At 43.3% G+C, this 20,567-nt stretch carries 16 protein-coding genes; 11 read left to right on the top strand and 5 right to left on the bottom strand.

The genetic code is table 11. The features are described 5' to 3' along the window. The 3 genes from JWQ85_RS15440 to JWQ85_RS15430 form a co-directional block, all read left to right on the top strand. A partial coding sequence (locus JWQ85_RS15440) for a metallophosphoesterase (RefSeq protein ID WP_299469537.1) occupies window positions 1-906 on the top strand: 906 nt, incomplete at its 5' end. A 30-nt stretch (window positions 907-936) separates the two neighbouring features. Continuing rightward, window positions 937-1,833 carry a UbiA family prenyltransferase gene (locus JWQ85_RS15435; RefSeq protein WP_299469535.1) on the top strand — a complete coding sequence of 299 codons (897 nt, stop codon included), beginning with the start codon at window positions 937-939 and terminating at the stop codon, window positions 1,831-1,833. Beyond that, the gene (locus JWQ85_RS15430; protein WP_299469533.1) at window positions 1,823-2,491 is read left to right on the top strand and encodes a class I SAM-dependent methyltransferase; all 669 of its coding nucleotides are present in this window, start codon (window positions 1,823-1,825) and stop codon (window positions 2,489-2,491) included. The genes JWQ85_RS15435 and JWQ85_RS15430 overlap by 11 nt, the downstream gene beginning before the upstream one ends. A gap of 46 nt (window positions 2,492-2,537) precedes the next feature. On the opposite strand, the gene JWQ85_RS15425 is transcribed toward JWQ85_RS15430, so the two are convergent. The 3 genes from JWQ85_RS15425 to JWQ85_RS15415 all read right to left on the bottom strand — a co-directional run bounded on the left by JWQ85_RS15425 (window position 2,538) and on the right by JWQ85_RS15415 (window position 6,852). Continuing rightward, window positions 2,538-3,224: a response regulator transcription factor gene (locus JWQ85_RS15425; RefSeq protein WP_299469531.1), complete on the bottom strand. Its 687-nt coding sequence runs from the start codon at window positions 3,222-3,224 to the stop codon at window positions 2,538-2,540. A gap of 208 nt (window positions 3,225-3,432) precedes the next feature. Beyond that, window positions 3,433-5,076: a HAMP domain-containing sensor histidine kinase gene (locus JWQ85_RS15420; protein WP_299469529.1), complete on the bottom strand. Its 1,644-nt coding sequence runs from the start codon at window positions 5,074-5,076 to the stop codon at window positions 3,433-3,435. Between the two features lie 6 nt (window positions 5,077-5,082). Next, window positions 5,083-6,852 (bottom strand): prolyl oligopeptidase family serine peptidase, encoded by a 1,770-nt coding sequence (locus tag JWQ85_RS15415; RefSeq protein WP_299469527.1) that lies wholly within the window; start codon window positions 6,850-6,852, stop codon window positions 5,083-5,085. Window positions 6,853-7,103: 251 nt separating this feature from the next. Here JWQ85_RS15415 and JWQ85_RS15410 point away from each other — a divergent pair, with 251 nt between their 5' ends. The 7 genes from JWQ85_RS15410 (at window position 7,104) to JWQ85_RS15380 (ending at window position 17,773) form a co-directional block, all read left to right on the top strand. Then, the gene (locus JWQ85_RS15410) at window positions 7,104-8,915 is read left to right on the top strand and encodes a tetratricopeptide repeat protein (protein WP_299469525.1); all 1,812 of its coding nucleotides are present in this window, start codon (window positions 7,104-7,106) and stop codon (window positions 8,913-8,915) included. Window positions 8,916-9,154: 239 nt separating this feature from the next. Next, a complete protein-coding gene (locus tag JWQ85_RS15405; protein WP_299469523.1) occupies window positions 9,155-9,457 on the top strand; it encodes a DUF4286 family protein in 303 nt (100 codons plus the stop codon). Further along, window positions 9,457-10,011: a dTDP-4-dehydrorhamnose 3,5-epimerase gene (rfbC, locus tag JWQ85_RS15400; RefSeq protein ID WP_299469521.1), complete on the top strand. Its 555-nt coding sequence runs from the start codon at window positions 9,457-9,459 to the stop codon at window positions 10,009-10,011. Before JWQ85_RS15405 ends, rfbC begins: the two co-directional genes overlap by 1 nt. A 273-nt stretch (window positions 10,012-10,284) precedes the next feature. After that, window positions 10,285-11,118 carry a M57 family metalloprotease gene (locus JWQ85_RS15395; RefSeq protein WP_299469519.1) on the top strand — a complete coding sequence of 278 codons (834 nt, stop codon included), beginning with the start codon at window positions 10,285-10,287 and terminating at the stop codon, window positions 11,116-11,118. 84 nt (window positions 11,119-11,202) lie between these two features. Then, window positions 11,203-14,019 carry a S8 family peptidase gene (locus JWQ85_RS15390; protein WP_299469517.1) on the top strand — a complete coding sequence of 939 codons (2,817 nt, stop codon included), beginning with the start codon at window positions 11,203-11,205 and terminating at the stop codon, window positions 14,017-14,019. A gap of 108 nt (window positions 14,020-14,127) precedes the next feature. Then, window positions 14,128-16,962, top strand: coding sequence for an outer membrane beta-barrel protein (locus JWQ85_RS15385; protein WP_299469515.1), 2,835 nt, complete (start codon window positions 14,128-14,130; stop codon window positions 16,960-16,962). Between the two features lie 34 nt (window positions 16,963-16,996). Further along, window positions 16,997-17,773, top strand: coding sequence for a GLPGLI family protein (locus tag JWQ85_RS15380; protein ID WP_299469513.1), 777 nt, complete (start codon window positions 16,997-16,999; stop codon window positions 17,771-17,773). A gap of 93 nt (window positions 17,774-17,866) precedes the next feature. On the opposite strand, the gene JWQ85_RS15375 is transcribed toward JWQ85_RS15380, so the two are convergent. Then, window positions 17,867-18,736, bottom strand: a complete 870-nt coding sequence (locus JWQ85_RS15375) for a sugar phosphate isomerase/epimerase (RefSeq protein WP_299469511.1) — start codon at window positions 18,734-18,736, stop codon at window positions 17,867-17,869. Between the two features lie 157 nt (window positions 18,737-18,893). Between JWQ85_RS15375 and JWQ85_RS15370 the strand changes: the two genes are divergently transcribed. Then, window positions 18,894-19,127, top strand: coding sequence for a hypothetical protein (locus JWQ85_RS15370; RefSeq protein WP_299469509.1), 234 nt, complete (start codon window positions 18,894-18,896; stop codon window positions 19,125-19,127). Between the two features lie 188 nt (window positions 19,128-19,315). Here the strand turns inward: JWQ85_RS15370 and JWQ85_RS15365 are convergent, their stop codons facing one another. Continuing rightward, window positions 19,316-20,503, bottom strand: a complete 1,188-nt coding sequence (locus JWQ85_RS15365; protein ID WP_299469507.1) for a Gfo/Idh/MocA family oxidoreductase — start codon at window positions 20,501-20,503, stop codon at window positions 19,316-19,318. Window positions 20,504-20,567 lie beyond the last annotated feature (64 nt).

Genomic DNA, 20,567 nt, shown 5'->3' with positions numbered 1-20,567 from the left:
CGCTCGGAGTTTTTGATGAAAGCCGGGCTGCTTTCGGGCATTGTTCCGCTTGTGGCTATAAAGTTAAGCATGAGTAAGGGCTGTTACGATTATCATGTAAGATATGTTGACCTTTATCTGCCCAATTTGCCAAAAGCTTTTGATGGCATGAAGGTGGGGCAGATCTCAGACATCCATTCGGGCGGGTTTTATAACAAAACCGCGGTTAAAGGTGGGGTAGATATGCTGCAGCGGGAAAAGCCCGATGTAACCTTTTTTACCGGCGACCTGGTTAACGGCGCAGCCTGGGAGATGAGAGATTACCAGGATATTTTTGCCAAAGTAAAAGCCCCGCTGGGTGTTTATTCTATATTGGGCAATCACGATTACGGTGATTACGGCAAATGGCCATCGCTTGCCGCAAAACAAAAAAACAACGCGGATATTATAGCCACCCATAAAAATATGGGTTGGGATATACTGATAGATGAGAACCGGCGATTAAAAGTTGATGGACAGGAAATTGGAATTTTAGGCATAGGCAACTGGGGCGAAATGAGTCGTTTCCCAAAATACGGAAAAATGGAAGAGGCTATAAAAAACACCGACGACCTGCCGGTGAAATTGCTTCTATCGCATGACCCATCGCATTGGCGGGCCGAAGTACTACCCAAATATCCGCAGATAGACGCTGTGTTTGCAGGCCATACACATGGTTTACAATTTGGCATACGCACTAAAGAGTTTCAATGGAGCCCTATTGAATATGTTTACTCGGAGTGGGCCGGTTTATATCGCGAAAAGCACCAGCAAATTTATGTGAACGTAGGTTATGGCTTTGCTGGTTTTAAAGGCAGGGTTGGAATATTGCCAGAGATTACGATATTTACACTAAAAGCCGCGGCAGACCCACTATTAAAAGCTTAATATATCTGCGAGCCGGTCATCCACCAAACGATGAAGAAACTATTCCGCAATGCATTTGATTTTTTGCTTTTCAGTAACATCTTCATGTCGTTATGCGCGGTGGCGCAGGCATTGGTCACCTTTCGTTTAATTGATTCTAAACCTGTTTATACCGTTATGGGTTTATTATTTACCTCTACGCTGGGCATTTACAATTTCAGCATTCTGCTTAGTAAACCCAAACATCCAGACAAATCACCCTATAAACGTGTACGCTGGTTTTTTGCCCATTACAGATTAATGGTCACCTTCACGCTCATTTCCCTGCTATCGCTTATCCCCTTGTTTTTCTTGCTGTCGATGGAATCGCGGATACTACTGGTATTCCTGTCTATACTTTCATTTTGTTACAGCCTGCCGCTGTTTACCCTTGGCGATCAAAAGTTTGGCCTGCGAAATATCCCCGGTTTAAAAACCTTTCTAATTACCCTGGTGTGGACCTTAAGCACTGTACTCCTGCCCGTGCTGGAAGCACAAGACCTGCACCTCACCGATATAGCTATGCGGGATGTAACCATCATGATAGCGAAACGCTTTTTACTGATATTCGCCCTTGCTATCCCTTTTGACATCCGCGACCTGTTTAGCGACCGGCAGGCCGGCTTAAAAACCATCCCTGTTGCCTGGGGCGAAAAAAATGCCTACCTGTTTTGCCAGTTCCTGCTTGCGGGTTATATCGTACTCTTATTCCTCCTCAGGAATAATGGCTTTAACGTTGACTTTTTCGCGCTTACTGCAACCGCCATATTAATGGGCTGGCTGATATTCAAATCAAAATGGGAAAGGGATGAGTACTACTATTTCTTTTATCTGGATGGCGTACTGATCCTGCAATATGTGATATTGATTGGTTTCGGTTTTGTTTTTGGCGATGGTTATGGCGGGTAACTATGACAACTCGGCCTCCTTTTATGATAGCCTTTCGCGGTTAGTTTTCGGCAGGGCATTAATTAACGCCCAAATTTACCTGCTGCCGCAGATCCCCGCAAACAGTAACATCCTTATTATAGGTGGTGGAACAGGCTGGATACTGGAAGAGATAACCAAATTCCATCCATCGGGCTTAAGGATTACCTATGTAGAGATCTCGGCAAAAATGATGGTGCTTTCCCAAAAAAGAAACACCGGCCAAAATAAAGTAACCTACATTAACCAGGCAATGGAACAAACTAATTTGCCGGCAGGTTTTGATGTAGTGATAACGCCTTTCCTGTTTGATAATTTTACAGAAGAAACCCTGCCCGGGATATTTAACCAGATCCATAAAACATTAAAGCCCGCAGGAATGTGGCTTTATACCGATTTCCAGTTAACGGGTAAATGGTGGCAGTACACTATGCTAAAAAGCATGCTGCTGTTTTTTAAGATATTATGCGGTGTAGAGTCATGGCATTTGCCGGATGTGGCAAAGCAGTTTAACGGGTATGATTATGAGATTGCCGAAGAAAAGAATTTCTTTGGGGATTTTGTAGTGACGAGGGCATATAAAAACCATGTCATTGCTGAAGCCTCACCTAAGTCCTCTCCTTTGGAGAGGGCAGGGTGAGGCTACGAGATTGCCACGCTATCGCTCGCAATAACACATTTAGGTTTTAATAAACAAACTTATACCCTATACCCCTAACCGTTTGTAAATAGGTTGGCGAATCGGGGTTGTTCTCTATCTTTTTGCGCAAGCGTACAATATGCATATCAAGCGTGCGGGTGTTTACATCGGCGTTGTAACCCCAAACTTCCATCATTAGTTCTTCGCGGTTTATAACCTTGTTTTTGTTTTTAAGGAAGTAGAGCAAAATACGGTTCTCTAATATGGTAAGTTCTGTTTTGCGGCCATCGCGTATCAGCAGGTGCGTATTGGGCAAATGCTCCATATTGCCAAACTTGTGCGATTCGGTTTTCTCATTATTCAGCGAGAATTTGATCTTGCTGTCTATCATCGCCACCAAAACATCCATATTAAATGGCTTGGTAATGTAGTCAGACACGCCGAAGTTATAGGCACCTATCTTGTCTACATCCTGCGCTTTGGCGGTCATCATAATAACCAATTTATCAAAACCTTTTTCGCGCAGTTTACTGCAAACTTCAGATCCCTGTTTACCGGGCAGCATCCAGTCCAGCAGTACAATATCAGGCTGTTCGGCCAGTATCATGCTTTCGGCTTCTTCGCCGTTGCCACTCTCTAAAACTTTATATCCTTCACTTTGCAGTCGCTCGGATACTAAAAACCTAAGGTTCTCATCGTCTTCAACCAGTGCTATTTTAATTTCTTTATTCATTGTCTTAATCAATATGTTTTGCACCTACGGAGCAAATGAATTATGTTTTTGTTTTATCTACAAAGCGGTAGCTCCTACGGAGCATTACTTGTTTTTCTTATATTCTTACAATCTTATATATTTTACTCTGTTTTATTTCCCCATAAGGACAACCGCTTTGTAGAATACACCCTCGTTATATTTTTGCCCTGTAAGGGCTATCCATCTCCTAATTCTCTAAAGGTAAAGTAACAATAAACGTTGAACCTTCATTTACCTTGCTGGTAACACTTATTTCGCCGTCCATAAAGTTAACCAGTTCTTTACAAAAAGCAAGGCCAAGGCCAACGCTGCCATTTTGGTTGTATTTATTCTCTATCCGGTAAAATTTTTTAAACACATCGCCTTGTTCATACCGGGCCATACCTATCCCTTTATCTGCAAATGAAAATACAATATTGCGTTTTTCGGGCTTTATATTTATAAATAATTCCTTTTTACCGGGGTGCGAGTACTTGTAAGCATTTTCCATCAGGTTTTGGAATATGCTGCCCAGCAGTACCGGGTCGCTGTAAAACCTGCTTACGTTCCCAATATTATAAGTAAGGTTAAAATCAGGATACTTAATTTTAAAAGTATCAATATACCCCTTAACAAATTGCTGCAGGTTTATTTCCTCGCGCTTAACCGTTATCGATTTATTTTCCAGTTGCGTAAACGACAGCAGCTTATTCATCAGGTCGTTTAGTTTATCAGCCTCTTCATCAAGTATTTTACCATAATGCCGGCGCTGGCGTTCGCTAAGTTCCGCATCCCCTTTAAGATTTGAGCCTGCAATTTTTATAACGCTAACCGGTGTTTTAAACTCGTGAGTAAAGTTGTTTATAAAATCGTACTGCAGTTTAAACACCTTTAGGTTGACGTTTAGGTTACGATAAATCAGCCAGCTTATGAGCACTAAAAAAAAGTAAATGAGCAGCACTATGGCCCCTATCGGCAAAAACCGGCGGTCAATCTCATGGTTAAGGTGTTCGTTTGTAGATATGAAATACAGTTTATAGTTAGAGAAGGCTCCCGTTAATGCTGCCTCGGTCACTTTACGGCCGCCCTCTACATCAAGGGGATCGTACACAACGGGCTGTATGGTAACCTGCTGGTATAGTTCGGGATGGGTATTTTTTACTTTTAGCTGATGGGCATCCAGCAAAAAGGTCATCATGTTTTGCTTGTAAAACGCTTTAACATCTCCATTTTTCAGCAACGACTTATAGATCCTGATATCCTCCCGGCGGGGAATATTCAGGTAGCTTATCTTATCGGGAGTAACATTATAAAACGTACGGAATATATCGTCTTGGGTTGGTAATCTTGTGGTATCTGCAACGCTGATAAAATTGCTCAGCTTTAGCGCCATTTCCCTAAAATCATCACCGTTTGCCCAAGTCATATTTTTTACGCCTTGTACTTTGCCATGTTTTAACTTATACTCATAAATGGCTTTTACAGATATCCCCTTGTTATAGGTAGGACTTAATTTTGACGCGGGGTTGCCAATTTGCATATCGTAAAACAAAACCCTGCGCACAAAAGGATAGCTTTTAAAAACGGTAACCGAATAATTTGCCGCTGACGTTGAATCCAGGAACCCCTGGTAGGAAGTTATCTCGGGTATTTTAAGCTGAAAGAAATCGTTATAAGGCTTAGTAGTTTGATCAAGCACTTCTATCTTTTTAGATGCAAACTCGTTCTCTACATATTTAGCGGTTAAATTGTATGATATGATAACCGCTATAACAAGGCTTACGGTTATCAGCACCAGGAAAGCGGTTATCAGCGAAAAATTTTTACGATATATATTTTTCTGCGCTTGCATAACAGGCTAAGGTTTAACCTGCATATTAGCACTCAGGAAGGTATCTATCTCGGTATACATTTCCATACGGTTATGCTCGCTTCTAAAAAAAGCTCGCTCGTTTTCCTTTAAGCGATAAGTTACCGGCACATTACGCTTTTTAAGTTCGCGTACAAACTGGTTAAGCTCGCTGATATTAGCACGCGGGTCTTTCGCTCCCTGAAATATTAATAACGGGCTTTTTATCTTATCAGTATGAAAAACAGGTGATATGGCCCTCAACTGGTCAGCATCTGTTTCGGGGTTACCAACCATTTCGTAGGTCATTTTTAAGTATGGTTTAACAAACGGCGGCACATCTTTTAAATAAGTAAAAAAGTTAATTAGCCCGTATTTTACTATCGCGCAGTTATACAGCTCGGGGTGGAAAGATACCCCGTACAAAGCCGAGAACCCACCAAAGCTACCACCAAAAATGGCTATTTTTTTAGGGTTGGCTATTTTGTTTGCGATGAGCCATTTTACACCATCGGTAATATCCTGTTGTATTTTACCGCCTACTTGCTTAAAGCCGGCAGTTCTAAATGCTTTACCATACCCTGCCGAACCACGGAAGTTTACCTGGAACACTGCATATCCCCGGTTAGCCAAAAACTGCACCTCGGCATCATATCCCCATGAATTGCGGCCCCATATACCATCGTGCGGCATCACTACAACGGGTAAATTCCTTTTCTCTTTGCCTTTTGGGATGGTTAAATAACCATTTATCGCCGTGCCATCACCGGCTTTAAAAGAAACCGGCTGCATATCGCAAAGCTCTTCGGATTTTGTTCCCGGGTTAATATCGGCCAGTTTGGTTAATTTATCACTGCTGCGCTCATACAGGTAATACGAACCGGGGTTTTTATCGGTCGAGCTAACAATTATAAATTTATTCTCGGCACTGTCGCGGTCAACAATATCTATTTGGTCGCCCTTAATTTTGCCCGACAGGTTGTCGTACATCTTTTTAACATCAGCATCTAAAAAATGCTTTTGAGGTTTGGCTTCTTCCCACGCTACCAACTCTAAACGGCGTTTTACTTTTGAATAATTTACATCCAGTATATCTGCTTTATCGCTGGCGTAAACTACTTTCACCTCTTTACCGGTTTCAGCGCTTATTTCTATGAGGGCGGTTTTGTCGCGGTTAACGTTTGATAACGCGTAAAAATTACTGCCCTCCCCTGTAAAGGCAACGGGCTCTACCCTATCGTTAAAGTTATTTTTAATGATCGGCTTAAATGAGCTTTTGTCATTTGTACGATACATAATGGTTTCATTTACCCCGTCAGATACTTTTACCAGGCGGATGCTACCATCAGCATCGGGGTACCACTTAGTGATGTTGCCCGGGTTTATCAGGTAAGGCTTTAGTTCGCCGGTTTTTACATTTAAACGGTATACATCAAAATTAACCGGGTCGCGCTTGTTCATGGCCACAGTTATAACATCGGGCTGCAGGCGGTTGCGGTTTAGTATACGTATGCGGGCCTTATCTAAATTAACCAGGCTTTTAAACTTAAGGGTAGCAACATCCAGGGTGTATATCCTAAACTCATCTACAGCTATAATATCCTGTGTAAACACAATTTGATTATTAAATGTCCAGGTATAATCACGTACCGAGTAATCGATAAATGTGGTTGCCATTTGCTCGACGCCTGTAACCAACGATCTGATGTATATATTTTGTTTATCTTTATAAGGCTTTAAATAGGATATATATTTACCATCAGGCGATATTTTGAACATGCTTTTTTCGGGCGTCTTAAAAAAGTCACTCACAGGTATTTGCCTTACCTCATTTTGTTTACAAGCGCAAAAAAGAAGTATAACAGCAACAAAGAAAAATGATCTTAAACGATCCAGCATTGGTTTATTCTAATTGTTAACAGAGGTCAAATTAGTTAATTTAGTTAGCTTAATACAAATGTCACTACAATTTTACCCGCTTGTAACGTTACATATAATATAAACCATCGCAAGCTAAAATATAAAAAAGAATGAAGCCACTGTATGTATTAGCGCTAATTTTATTTTTTTGCAGCACAAGGCTTTTCGCCCAAAATAACGACCTGTTACTGGCCCGCCAGTATGCTGCAAACGGCGAGCAGCAGAAGGCGCTCGATATTTACCAGAAGCTGTTTAAGCAGGATAACGAAACTTATTACCAACAATATTTTAGCACCCTTGTAAGCTTTAAAAAGTATGATGATGCAGAAAGCATCACCAAAAAAATGCTGCGCAAATACCCGGGCAACAATGAGTACATTATCGCGCTGGGATCGGTATACACCCAACAGGGAAATACCGCTAAAGCAGAGTCCCTGTACAACGACCTGATCAAAAACATGCCTGCCGACCAAAACGCCATAGCAGGCATTGCATCACAGTTTTACCAGAATGCCAATGCCGATTACGCTATAAAGATATTTTTGCAGGGCCGTAAATTACTCCATAACGATGCCGCCTTTGCTTTTGAGCTGATAACGCTTTACCGTTACAAGCGCGATAAGGCCGCCCTTACCGAAGAATATCTGAACTTTTTACCCACTAATCCTGTATTTATAAGCCAGGCCGAAAGCACGCTTTCCAGCATATATGAAGGGCCGGAAGATTATGATATGCTTAAAACAGCCTTGCTTAAACGGATCCAAAAAGACCCGCAGCAGATCATTTATCCTAACCTGCTTACCTGGCAATATCTACAACAAAAAGAGTTTGATATGGCGCTTAACCAGGCATTGGCATTAAGCCGCCGGCAAAATGATGATGGCACAAGTGTGTTTGAACTATGCAATACGCTGGTAACCAATGGCGCTTATGACGCCGCTATACGTGGTTACGAGTACATTATTAACAAAGGGGATAAGGAAAACCAAAACTATATATCGGCCAAAATAGAGCTCATTAATACCAAAAACCTGAAGATAACCTCGGGCCAGTATGTGCAGGCCGACCTGCTTGGGTTGGAGAAGGATTATAACGACCTGCTGGACCAGATTGGCCGCAACCGGGGCACTGTGTTCGCTATGCAGAAACTGGCTAACTTGCAGGCCTTTAAACTGCATAAATTAAAAGAGGCGCAAACCTTACTGGAAAGTGCCATAGCTATACAAGGTGTAAGGCCCGCCCTGCTTGCCGCCTGCAAGCTAGACCTGGGTGATATTTACCTGCTCAACAATCAACCCTGGGATGCTACTTTATTGTACAGCCAGGTAGAAAAAGATAACCCCAACACTACCATTGGCCAGGACGCGCTTTTACGCAATGCCAAATTAGCCTACTACACCGGCGATTTTAACTGGGCACGCCGCCAGTTGGATATTTTAAAAGCGGCAACCACGCAATTAATAGCCAACGACGCACTTAACCTGTCGTTACTGATATCTGATAATTTGAGTGCCGATAGCAGTGGCAAGGCCCTTAAAATATACTCAAGAGCCGATCTGCTTATATTTGCCGAGCAGCCCGCCAAAGCCATGCTTACGCTGGATAGTATTGACAAAAAATACCCGGGCAATGCGCTTGTGGCTGATATACTAATGGCGAAAGCCCGCATCCTGATACAGCAAAAGGCCTTCACAGATGCTGTTGTGGTGTTAAAGAAAATAGCCGAGAACCATGCCGATGACCTTTGGGCAGATGACGCCGTATTTATGCTTGGCGATATTTACGAAACCAAACTCAATGATGCCGCCATCGCCAAAACTTATTACCAAAAAATCATAACCGATTACCCTGGCAGCCTCTGGATAAACGATGCCCGTAAACGGTTTAGGCTGTTAAGGGGCGATAAGAATGATGCGAGTTAGTTGATTGGTTAATCCTCTCAATTCATTGCCGTCCCATTTATGGGACGGATGTAAAACGCGCTCATCCGGCTTTAGCCGAAATATTCGCAATTTGGCTGAAGCCACTAAGCTCCTGCATTATTCGTTGGCTGAAGCCAACGGCAATGAATACTACTATCTAAATACCTACTATCTACACCTAAAAGGAAATCATAAAATCAACCTGCACAATCCAAAAATCATTTTACTATTTTTGCGCCATGATTGTATATAACGATACCGTAATTTTAGATGATACTGTTGAACAGGAATGGCTTGACTGGATGAAAAATGTACACATCCCGGCCGTTATGGCTACCGGTTGCTTTAGCTCGTACCGCTTGTTAACCATTGTAGATTCGCCCAATGATGGCATTACTTATTGCGTACAATTTAATGCGGATACCATTGAGGATTTTCAAGAGTACTATACTAAACACTTGTTTAAGCATCAGGAATTACACCAGGCGCAGTTTAACGAGCGTTTTGTATTGTTTAATACTTTAATGAAAACCGTTGAATAATGACCATTACCGAAACAACTATTCCCGGCATATTACTGTTTGAACCCAAAGTTTTCGGCGATGACAGAGGCCATTTTTTTGAGAGCTATAGCAAAAGAACCTGCCTTGAGGCCGGCATTGATGTAGATTTTGTTCAGGATAACCAATCTCTTTCCCATAAAAATACGGTAAGGGGACTGCATGCCCAAAAAGCACCCTTTGAACAGGGCAAGCTGGTTAGGGTATTGCAGGGTGCCGTAATGGATATTGCTGTTGATATCCGTAAAGGTTCGCCTACTTACGGCAGGCATTTGGCTATTGAGCTTTCTGCCGCAAACAGATTACAGTTATGGGTACCTCCCGGCTGTTTGCACGGTTTTGTTAGCCTGCAAGACAATACCATATTTACTTATAAGGTGAGCGCCTACTATGATAAAGATTCGGAAGTAGGCGTGGTATGGAACGATCCCGAACTGGCCATTGGCTGGGGCATTTCCGAAAAAGACGCCCTGCTATCCCCTAAAGATCAAATGCTCCCCGATTTTAAATCGCTCGATAGTCCGTTTAACTATTAGATCGTACCACTCAATACTATCTAACGGGTGTATTTGTCATTTCTTTACAATTAATATTTATTAATAAACAAGCTAAACATTGTCCCCCTATAGGCAATGTTTTTCATTTCTATAAATAAGTTTCCCTATTCTACAGGGTAATAAATTAACATTCACTATTTGTTAATTATTTGTTAAAAGCGATGCAACTTTCCTAATTAGGGTTTCGTATAAATATATAAGGCTGGCCAGCTGCAAAATAACTTAACGAAAAACTAAACAACTTTCAAACACATGAAAACAAGATTATTATTTAAAACCGGCATTACCGCCGTGTTAGGTGCAACCGTTTTATTTGCTTGTACCAAAAACAACAACAATGCTAACGTAACACCCGTAGCCAAAAGTGATGTTTCTGAGGCTGTGTTAAAAAACATTAAAGACCTGGGCTTTAGCACAGACCAGGTAAGAAAAGTTGGTGATGGTTACCTGGTAGAGGGTGATATATTGCTAACCGAAGAAAACTTTACAGAGGCGAGCACCAGCCCTAATGTTCGTATTGCTGAAACTGAGCAGTACCGAACCACCAACTTAGTAAAAAACCTGCCACGCACTGTAACCGTATCAATATCAAACCTGCCAACTGTGTATGCTACAGCTACACAAAACGCTATTGCCCGTTACAATGCCCTTAACCTTACCTTAAAATTTCAATTTGTTAGCAGTGGCGGTCAAGTTAAAATTGTAGGCTTTAACCAGGGCCCAAGCGGTGGTTACATTACTTTAGGCTCTTCTGGTTTCCCAACTAAACAAGGTAACCCTTACAGCCAGATCCAAATGAATACCAATGCACAGGCTTACGGCACTAACCCTGATGTAAACTATTTAACTTCGGTTTTACAACATGAAATGGGCCATTGCATTGGTTTCCGTCATACCGATTACTTTAACCGTGCATTTAGCTGTGGTGGTTCTGCTGATAACGAAGGTGCTTCAAATGTTGGCGCTATCCTTATTCCGGGTACACCTTCATCTGCTGATGCCGGTTCATGGATGTTAGCTTGCTCAAACGGTGGCGACCGCACTTTTAATACTAACGATAAAGTCGCGCTTAATTATTTATACTAAACCTCATCATTGTTTTTAATTTAAGTAAGTAGTTTTACTTTTAAGGGGGAGTTTGAACAGCTCCCCCTTAACTTTTGTATTAGTATGATTAAAAAGATCGCCTGCTTTATTCTTTTTATTTTTGGCTCTAATTTAATCTACGCCCAAAAAGCAATCAGCGATCAATCTATTAAACAAATGTACACCCCGGCAGCGGTGGCTACGGGTGTTAAAAGCGACAGCATAAAATACTACCTTGTTAAATTTAAACAGCCTGCACCCGGCAGTTTTAAAAACCTGCATCCGGTAAAAAGAATATCTTATAACTACTACATTGTTGCATCGCGCGGCAACATCACCCCTACAGATAATATAATTAGCGCAGCCCCTTCAAATGCGTTATGGAAAGCCGACGATAACCTGGTCCGTTTAAACCAAAGCCGCCCCAATGCCGCAAAGGTTATCAGCTTAGTTTTAAAACAACAGAACGCCGGTACATTATCCGAAATAAAAAAATATGGGGAAATTATTTCTATAGACGGCAACATTATAAAGTTTAAAACGCAGTTGAAGCAATTACCTGTTTTGCTACAGCATACCGATGTTTCTTTTGCAAGCCTTGACCGTAAGCCCCATCCCGAACTGGTTATTGATGACCTTGACCTTGGCGCTAACAACATATCGGCCATACCCGATAACTATACAGATATTAATGGCAGTGGTATAAATGTAAGCGTGAAAGAAGAGCACTATGATGCGGAAGATCTTGACCTGCTTGGCCGTTCATTTAGCTCGGTTACGCCAAGCGACAATAACTCTGCCCATGCTACCATTATGGCAACCCTGATAGGTGGTAACGGCAATTCGTTTATAAAAGGCCGTGGCGCTGCACCTGCAGTAAAGTTTACCTCTTCGGATTTTACAAGGTTATTACCCGACACCCTTACCGCTTTTAAAACTTATAATATCAGCGTTCAAAACCACTCATACGGTACCGGCATCGAAAATTATTATGGCATTGAGGCCGAGGCCTACGATAAGCAAGTATATGAGAATGACTCCATAGTACATGTGTTCTCGTCCGGTAATATCGGCACAAACACTCCCGAAACCGGTGTATATAGCGGCATTGCAAACATGGCTAACCTATCCGGAACATTTAAGCAGGCCAAAAATGTATTGGTTATTGGCGGCACAGGGCGTACAAATATACCCGAAGCATTAAGCTCGGCAGGCCCGGCTTATGATGGCCGTATTAAACCAGAACTGGTTGCCGATGGTGAAGACGGCACTTCGGGCGCCGCGGCGTTAACATCTGGTACCGTTGCACTGCTACAGCAGGCTTATAAAAAACAGTATAATAAACTCCCATCGGCAGCATTAATAAAAAGTGTGCTCATCAATTCTGCCGATGATATAGGCAACCCGGCAGTTGATTATAAAACCGGTTACGGAAAACTAAACGCTTTAGAGGCTGCCAGAACAATAACTCAGGCCCGGTTTAAAGCCGGCGCCGTTGCCGATAAAATGCAAACGAGCTACCAGGTAACCGTTCCGCCAAACTGCAGGCTGCTAAAAGTTTCGTTAGCATGGATCGATGCACCGGCACAGCTAAATGCGCCTTACGCGTTAATTAATGATCTCGATCTATCTATCACCACACCCGCTGGTGCCACCTTACTACCATGGACGCTAAGTACCTACCCCGCAGCAGATTCTTTACTAAAAGTCGCCAAAATGCAGCGCGATACCCTTAACAATACCGAACAGGTAACTTTGCAAAACCCACCGGCAGGTGTATATACAGTTAATATTAAAGGCAGCCGGGTAACACAAGGCCCTCAACCTTTTTATATTGCATGGCAAAATCAACTTGCCGATCAATTTGAATGGACATCCCCGGCGGGCAAGAACATTATTTTAGCCAATGAAGATAACTACCTGCGTTGGCAAAACACTTTTAATGTACCTACGGGCGATTTAAGCGTTAGCTACGATCATGGGAATAACTGGCAGCCACTTGCCGCAGGTGTTACCTTAAATGCCGATGGTTATAAATGGACTGCCCCTGATGTGTTTACACCTGCCATGCTAAAAATGCATATCAACGGTCAGGATGTCGTCAGTAAGGAATTTACCATATCCAAACCTTTGACACTGCAGGTTGGATATCATTGTACAAGCGGTACCTTATTGCATTGGAACCCACAACCCGGTGCAACGGACTATGTGATATACAGCATTAAAGATAACCTGCTGCAAAAGCTAACAACAACTGCCGATACATCTGTTATTATACCCGCTGCAATGCAATCATCAAACTATTATGCGGTTAGCGCGCAAGGCAACGGTTTTGAAGGGGTAAAAAGTTATACGATAGATGTAACCACACAGGGCGTTGGCTGTTATGTGCGCACACTTTTAGCCGATGTTAGGGATAATAAAACGATTGTGCTTTCCTTGCAGATAGGTAGTGTATCAAACTTAAAAACCATAACCTGGAAAAAACTCACCGGTACAGATCAATATGCTACACTGGGCACAACAAATATTACGGCAAGCGCTTTGGATTATCAATTTACAGATAGCTCGCCAAAAAAAGGCATTAATTATTACCGGGTAAAACTTACAACAACAGATGATACCAGCATCTACTCTGACCTGGCAAGCGCCGTACTTTTACAAAGCAACCAGTTCACCCTGTTCCCCAATCCGGTGGGTGCACAGCTCACTATTTTAAGCGGCGAATCAAACGATTATGAATTTAAGCTTTACGATGTCATGGGCAAGTTAAGCTTTAGCAAAACGTTCAATGGGTTCGAAAACACTATCCCGCTAAGCCTTATGCCCGGTACTTATATAAGTGTTATTACACTCAAAGGGAAAATTTTATACACAGGTAAAATTTTAAAATCTCCGTAACAATAACGCTACTTAAACAGTCTTAAGGCATATTTAACATTTTTTAACAAGCTCGACTTTTTATTACTAAGTATTTAGTTATACCTTGGCTACTCATAAAACCTAAGTATGAAATTCACAATTACGGCCCTGGTATTTTTCTGCCTGTGCTCTCTTTCTACCCTTGCGCAAACCTCTTATTTGGTTAAAGGTAACTCTGTTGATAGCGTTGCCAACATAAAGCTGGCCAATACATCTATCAGTATATTAAACGCTAAAGATTCTACCCTGCGCAAGTTTACCCGCGCCGCTACTAATGGCTCGTTTAGCATGGCAAACCTTAACAAAGGCAAGTTTATTTTGCTAGTAACTTATCCCGGCTATGCCGATTATGTAGAGCATTTCACTTTAGATTCTACCAAAACTACCCTCAATTTAGGTAACATCAACATGAACCTAAAATCGAGATTATTAAAAGAGGTATTGATAAAAGGCACCGTAGCCGCTATAAAAATTAAAGGCGATACTACCGAGTTTAATGCCAAAGCTTATACTATTCAACCCAATTCGAAGGTAGAAGACCTGCTTAAGCAACTCCCCGGCATACAGGTTGATAAGGACGGCAAAATTACAGCGCAGGGCCAAACCGTAAACAAGGTATTGGTTGATGGCGAAGAGTTTTTTGGTGACGACCCTACCCTGGTTACCAAAAACATTCGTGGCGATATGGTAGATAAGGTACAGCTTTACGATAAAAAGAGCGACCAGGCTACCTTTACCGGTATTGATGACGGCGAGAAAACCAAAACCATTAATATTAAGCTAAAAGAGGATAAAAAGAACGGTTACTTTGGTAAAATTGATGCCGGCATTGGTACCGATGGTTTTTACCAGGGACAAGGCCTGTACAATAAATTTAAGGGCAAAAAGAAATTCAGCGTATACGGCACCTTTGGCAACACAGGTAAAACCGGCTTAGGCTGGAACGATAATAACAAGCTGGGTACAGGCGATGGCATTCAGTTTAATGATGATGGCAATGCCTACTTTGATGGCGGCGGCAGAGATGGTGGCCTCGACTCCTTTAGCGGGAGATATGATGGGCAGGGTATCCCGGTTGCCAACACCGGTGGTGTGCATTATGATGATAAATGGAAAAATGACAAATATGCCTTAAACACCAACTATAAGGTTGGTAATTTAGAGGTTGATGGTACGCGTAACAATAAATCGCAACAAAACCTGCCGCCTGATCCTACCGACCCAACTGCAAATACGGTTATCAATACCAAAAGCGACGAAACATTTAACAACTCCATGTTTAGGCAAAAGCTTGATGCTACGTATACCGTTAAGCTTGACACCACTACTACCTTAAAGGTATCGGTAGATGGCACGCTAAAAAACAGTGACACCCATACCACTTATATTGCAGAAAGCAGGCGCCTTGATAGCACCCTGTTAAATACCAACGACCGTACCCTCACCAACAAGGTAGATCAGCAACTGTTTAACGCGTCAGCCTTCCTTACCAAAAAATTGAAGAAAACAGGTCGCACGTTATCTTTAAATGTTACCGCGGGCGCTACCGAAAGCAAGGCGCGAGGTTTCTTAAATTCAGACCTGGAAACGTTCGGTCTTCAAGGCCAGCCCGCAACCAGTCAGATCACCGATCAGCTAAAAACCGATAACACAAAAACAAGCAGGTTCAACACCAATTTAACCTATACCGAGCCTATTACCAAAGCGTTATCTCTTGTATTAAACTACAGTTTTGGCTTAAACAACAGCAACGCCGACAGGCGCTCGTTTAACAATACGGGCACCGTTGGTAACCCTAATTATACCTTGCTGGATACTACCTTTAGTAACCACTACATATTTAACCAAACATCAAACCAGGGTGGTTTAAACTTTAACTATAAAAAAGGCAAAAGCAACCTGCGTTTCGGTACACGTATCACCAATGTAAATTATAAGCAGGAAGATGAAATATCCGGCAACTCTGCTAGCCGTAGCTTCACCAACTGGAGCCCGCAGGCTAATTACTCGTACAAGTTTTCTACCTACAGCTCGTTAAACATTGGGTACTATGGTAACCAAACCCAGCCTACTATTGATCAGTTGCAACCCATCCGTGTAAACACCGACCCTACCAACATCGTATTAGGTAACCCGGATCTGAAACCATCTTTCACCAATGGCTTTTTTGGTTACTATAACTTGTACAAGGTTATCAGCGATCAGTCGGTTTGGTTAAACGGTAACTATAACTTTACCACCAACCCCATTGTTAGCAATGTAGTAACCGATAACGAAGGTAAAAGCACAATACAAGCCGTTAACCTTAGCGGGCAAAGACAATCTAACTATAACTTTGGGCTTGACCTGAGCCGGAAGCTAAGCTTTATAGGTATGAATATTAACGGAAGGTTAAACACCGGCGGTAATATTTATTACAGCATGCAAAATAACGAGCTTAACAAAACAAAATCGAATAACTACTCGGGCACAATAGGCTTATCAAAATATAAAGAGAAAAAATACTCGATATACATAAGCGGAGGCCCTAATTACACCGTGGGCCAATCGTCATTACAACCGGATAGAAACAATAACGGCTATGGTTTTAGTGCCGATTACTACATTAACTTTTACCTGCCCGGTAAAATACAGATAAGCAGCGATGGCCAATACCAATACACGGCTGCAACACAATCGTTCAGTACCGATTTTAGGCAAACCATACTTAACGCCAGCATAACCAAAGCGTTTTTCAAGGGCGAGGGCTTAAAGCTGATATTAAGAGGCAACGATTTACTGAACCAAAACTCGGGCTTTACGCGCAGTGCATCAAGCACATCGTATACCGAGAACAGGTACACTACTATCCGCAGGTATTATATGCTATCGGTTGTGTGGGATTTTAGCGGAATGGGTGGCGGTGCACCTGCAAAGAAATAAATAAGGCATTAACCAAAAAAAGAAATATAAAGCAATGAAAAAGCATATAATAATATTACTTACCTGCCTGTTTAGCGGCAGTGCTTTATTTGCCCAAAACGCGCATTTTACCACATCGGGCACTATCGAGTACGAAAAAAGGGTAAACATGTACGGGGTGATAAAAGGCGTGATCAACAAGGATAACGAGAGCTGGTACACCCCTGCATTTGAGGCGTACAAAAAAAGCAACCCGCAATTTAAAGTGCTTAAAAGCACCTTAACCTTTGGCAACAATAAAACTGTTTACGCACCGCTCCCTGATGATGCACCGCCATCAAACAGCTGGTTTAGCGATATGCCACTGGCACAACAGATAAACACTATTTATACCGACCTGAATACCAACTTCAGCATTACCCATAAAAAAGTATTTGAAGAAACCTTTTTGGTGAAAGATACCGCCCGCAAGATAAACTGGAAGATAACCGATGAAACCCGCGAAATTGCCGGTTACATGTGCCGCCGTGCAAATGCCATTGTAATGGACTCCATTTACGTGGTTGCCTTTTACAGCGATGAGATCCCCCTATCTGCCGGCCCCGAATCTTTTACAGGTTTACCGGGTATGATATTGGGCCTTGCACTTCCGCACGAAAACGTTACCTGGTTTGCCACTAAAGTAACAGATGCACCGGTACCCGAAACCGCTTTAAAGGTGCCTGCCAAAGGGAAGGTGGTTACCTACAGCGGCCTTAAAACCACCCTTACCAATGTAATGAAGGATTGGGGCGAGTACGGTAAAAAGTTCTTTAAGATTTATCTTTTGTAAAGGCAAAATTCAAAAGTAAAAATTCAAAAAGCCTATATGATGCTAACCTGTCATACAGGCTTTATTTTTGAATTTTTACTTTTGACTTATGGTCTACACCAGCTTCAATTCCTTCAAATACATGGCGTTCTTCCTGGCGCTTTGTAGTGGTGTTTCGTGATAGAAACGGCTTTGCTCTACAAAAAAGTAGCGCATACCGGTATCCTGCCCGGTGGTAATAAACTTCTTGAAATCGATGATCCCCTCGCCCAAATCGCAGGCCGATTCGTCTTTACTGCCGGCGGGGAGGCGTTTCTTCAGCACATCGCGCATGTGGGCAAGTTTAAAGCGGCCTTTATGTTTTTTCATGTAGGCGTATGGGTCGGCACCCTCGGTTACGGCATAGTACACATCCATCTGAAAATCTACCACTTCCGGATTAGTTCCGGCTAACAATACATCAATAGGCAGCTGCCCCTCTACCGGTTTGTAGGGGTAATCGTGCGGGTGGTAGCCAAACCTTAGGCCATACTTACGGCAGATATTGCCGCGCGAGTTAAAATCGTCGGCAAAGGTTTTAAAGGTTTCTATAGATTTTTGCGGGCCTAACCAGGGGCATATCAAATACTTCATACCAATTTCTTCACACTGCGCTGCCAGCTTGTCAAACTCATCCAGCGTGCCGGGGTTATAATGGCTGCTTACCAAGGTTAGTCCGTAGCCTGCCGCTATCTTCTTAAATTCGGTACTTGTTTTGCCCCAAAATATGCCTTTATTACTGCCGTAGCTTTCTATTTGGGTGTAGCCCCATGCGCCCAGTTGCTTAAGGGTGCCAATAGGGTCGCGCTCCATATCTTCTTTAACCATATAAAGCTGAATGCCCCGGGCAGGTTTTGTCCGTCCGATTACAGATGCAGACAAAGCCGGCGATGCGGACAACGCTGCCAGCATGCCACTGCTGTATATAAAATTTCTTCTGTTCATTTATTTGGTTTATTGGTTCACTGGTTCATTCGTTTATTGGTGCTTGTCCTTTGTTTCCATCCCGTCATGCCGAATTCATTTCGGGGTTTCTCATGCTTAGTGTGCGACTATTAATTGGCCCGCTCAATCGCCGCGGAGTGCTTCTTCTTTTTCCTTGATGAAAAAGAAGCAAAAAATCAAGTCGGCAAAAAGGCTTCTTTGCGCACTGGCCTTTGCCCCGCAAACCGGGCAGAACCACGGGCTGGAATCTTTTGCCCCACTGGCGTTCGCTCTTTGCCCTCGCTTCTGCAAAATTTCCTATGCCCCTGCCACGCAAGGCCACCATCGTTCTGCCCGCTTTCGCCCGAAGCTGTTTTGCCGACGCGGAGGAAAAAGAACAATCCCGCGTTAGGGAGTGAAGCGGATACCAGCCTTGCGCCTAATGCCCTGTGCGCATATGAGCGTAAAGCCCGGGCCGAAGGTAACGCCCTGTTTAAGTCAAAAGTGAAAATTCAAAAGTAAAAAGTCAAAACCATGTCTCATGCATACATAACAAAGCGACCGGCATTTTTTACTTTTTACTTTTTACTTTTGACTTCCCTACATATCCCTCACCACAACCTCCCCCGTCGTCTTATCCTTCAACAACAGCTTGCGGTCGCCGTGGGGGAGGATCTCTTCTTTGATGAGGTAATACTGCTCATCGTAATTGGCAAATTCGGTGGCTATTTTGGTATCGTTGCTGCCGCGCCAATCGTCCAGTTTAACGGGTTCCCACACCCCGCTTTTGGCCGATGCGTAGGCCGCGTCGATTATGGCGTTTACCACGTAGCCGTCGTAGAAGGTTTCGGCAGGCGGTCGGTTTTGCTCAATGGCCTCAAACATATCGGTAAACATGTGGTTGTAGCCCAGCTCGTTCACCTCGTCGCCAACGGGGAAAAGCCAGCCGCTGCTGCTCTCGGCCTTTTCGGCAACGTAACCGCCGCCCTTGCCGGTGCTAAACATATCGAAGCCGGTACGCAGGAAATTGTTTATCCAGATGGTGCCCTCGGTGCCCATCACCTCGTCGCGCAGGTCCATACCGCCGCGGAAACACCAGCTCACCTCAAACTGACCTATAGCGCCGTTGGCATACTTCACCATACCTATGGCATTGTCTTCGGCATCAATAGGGTGCACCTGCGTGGCCGCCCAGCACATCACCTCAACCGGGCGAATATCCTTACCTATATAACTGCGGGCAATTTCGATGCAGTGGCAACCGAGGTCGACAATGCAACCGCCGCCGCTTTGTTCCTTATCCCAAAACCAGTTGCTGTGCGGGCCGGGGTGTGCCTCGCGGCTTTTGGCCCAAAGTATGCGCCCCAATGCGCCCGCCTTTACGCTGGCTAAACTTTTGTTAAACTTGGGGGTGTAACACAGATCTTCCAGGTAGCCGCCCATAACGCCCGCCTGCTCTACCAGATCCAGCATTTGTTTGGCTTCGGCAGCGGTACGGCCGAGCGGTTTGGTACACAGCACGTGCTTACCGGCTTTGGCGCAGGCCTCGACAGCGGCAAGGTGCAAATCGTTTGGGAGCGAAATTACGACCACATCCACCTCGGGATGGTTCACCACCTCGTGCATATTGTCGCTGTAGATGGGGAGTTTATAATCGTTGGCAAATTGTTTGGCTTTATCCAAATTCCTGCTGTACACAGCGTGCAGAACATCCAGCCTGCGGTGCCCAATCAGCGAATCGGCATAGAAACGCGCTATAAAGCCCGAGCCAAGCATAGCAATTTTCATAAGCAGTAAAATTTATAATGGTTTGTGTGGTTAAGATAAGGATTTTTTGGATGTGCAGATATGC

The sequence above is a fragment of the Mucilaginibacter sp. genome (assembly GCF_028288105.1).
GTDB lineage: Bacteria > Bacteroidota > Bacteroidia > Sphingobacteriales > Sphingobacteriaceae > Mucilaginibacter.
This window is presented reverse-complemented; position numbering and strand designations above follow the sequence as displayed.

Coding starts and splice junctions, on each gene's coding strand:
- JWQ85_RS15435 (WP_299469535.1), top strand. CDS start 937: ATGAAGAAACTATTCCGCAATGCATTTGATTTTTTGCTTTTCAGTAAC.
- JWQ85_RS15430 (WP_299469533.1), top strand. CDS start 1,823: ATGGCGGGTAACTATGACAACTCGGCCTCCTTTTATGATAGCCTTTCG.
- JWQ85_RS15425 (WP_299469531.1), bottom strand. CDS start 3,224: ATGAATAAAGAAATTAAAATAGCACTGGTTGAAGACGATGAGAACCTT.
- JWQ85_RS15420 (WP_299469529.1), bottom strand. CDS start 5,076: ATGCAAGCGCAGAAAAATATATATCGTAAAAATTTTTCGCTGATAACC.
- JWQ85_RS15415 (WP_299469527.1), bottom strand. CDS start 6,852: ATGTTCAAAATATCGCCTGATGGTAAATATATATCCTATTTAAAGCCT.
- JWQ85_RS15410 (WP_299469525.1), top strand. CDS start 7,104: ATGAAGCCACTGTATGTATTAGCGCTAATTTTATTTTTTTGCAGCACA.
- JWQ85_RS15405 (WP_299469523.1), top strand. CDS start 9,155: ATGATTGTATATAACGATACCGTAATTTTAGATGATACTGTTGAACAG.
- rfbC (WP_299469521.1), top strand. CDS start 9,457: ATGACCATTACCGAAACAACTATTCCCGGCATATTACTGTTTGAACCC.
- JWQ85_RS15395 (WP_299469519.1), top strand. CDS start 10,285: ATGAAAACAAGATTATTATTTAAAACCGGCATTACCGCCGTGTTAGGT.
- JWQ85_RS15390 (WP_299469517.1), top strand. CDS start 11,203: ATGATTAAAAAGATCGCCTGCTTTATTCTTTTTATTTTTGGCTCTAAT.
- JWQ85_RS15385 (WP_299469515.1), top strand. CDS start 14,128: ATGAAATTCACAATTACGGCCCTGGTATTTTTCTGCCTGTGCTCTCTT.
- JWQ85_RS15380 (WP_299469513.1), top strand. CDS start 16,997: ATGAAAAAGCATATAATAATATTACTTACCTGCCTGTTTAGCGGCAGT.
- JWQ85_RS15375 (WP_299469511.1), bottom strand. CDS start 18,736: ATGAACAGAAGAAATTTTATATACAGCAGTGGCATGCTGGCAGCGTTG.
- JWQ85_RS15370 (WP_299469509.1), top strand. CDS start 18,894: ATGAAAAAGAAGCAAAAAATCAAGTCGGCAAAAAGGCTTCTTTGCGCA.
- JWQ85_RS15365 (WP_299469507.1), bottom strand. CDS start 20,503: ATGAAAATTGCTATGCTTGGCTCGGGCTTTATAGCGCGTTTCTATGCC.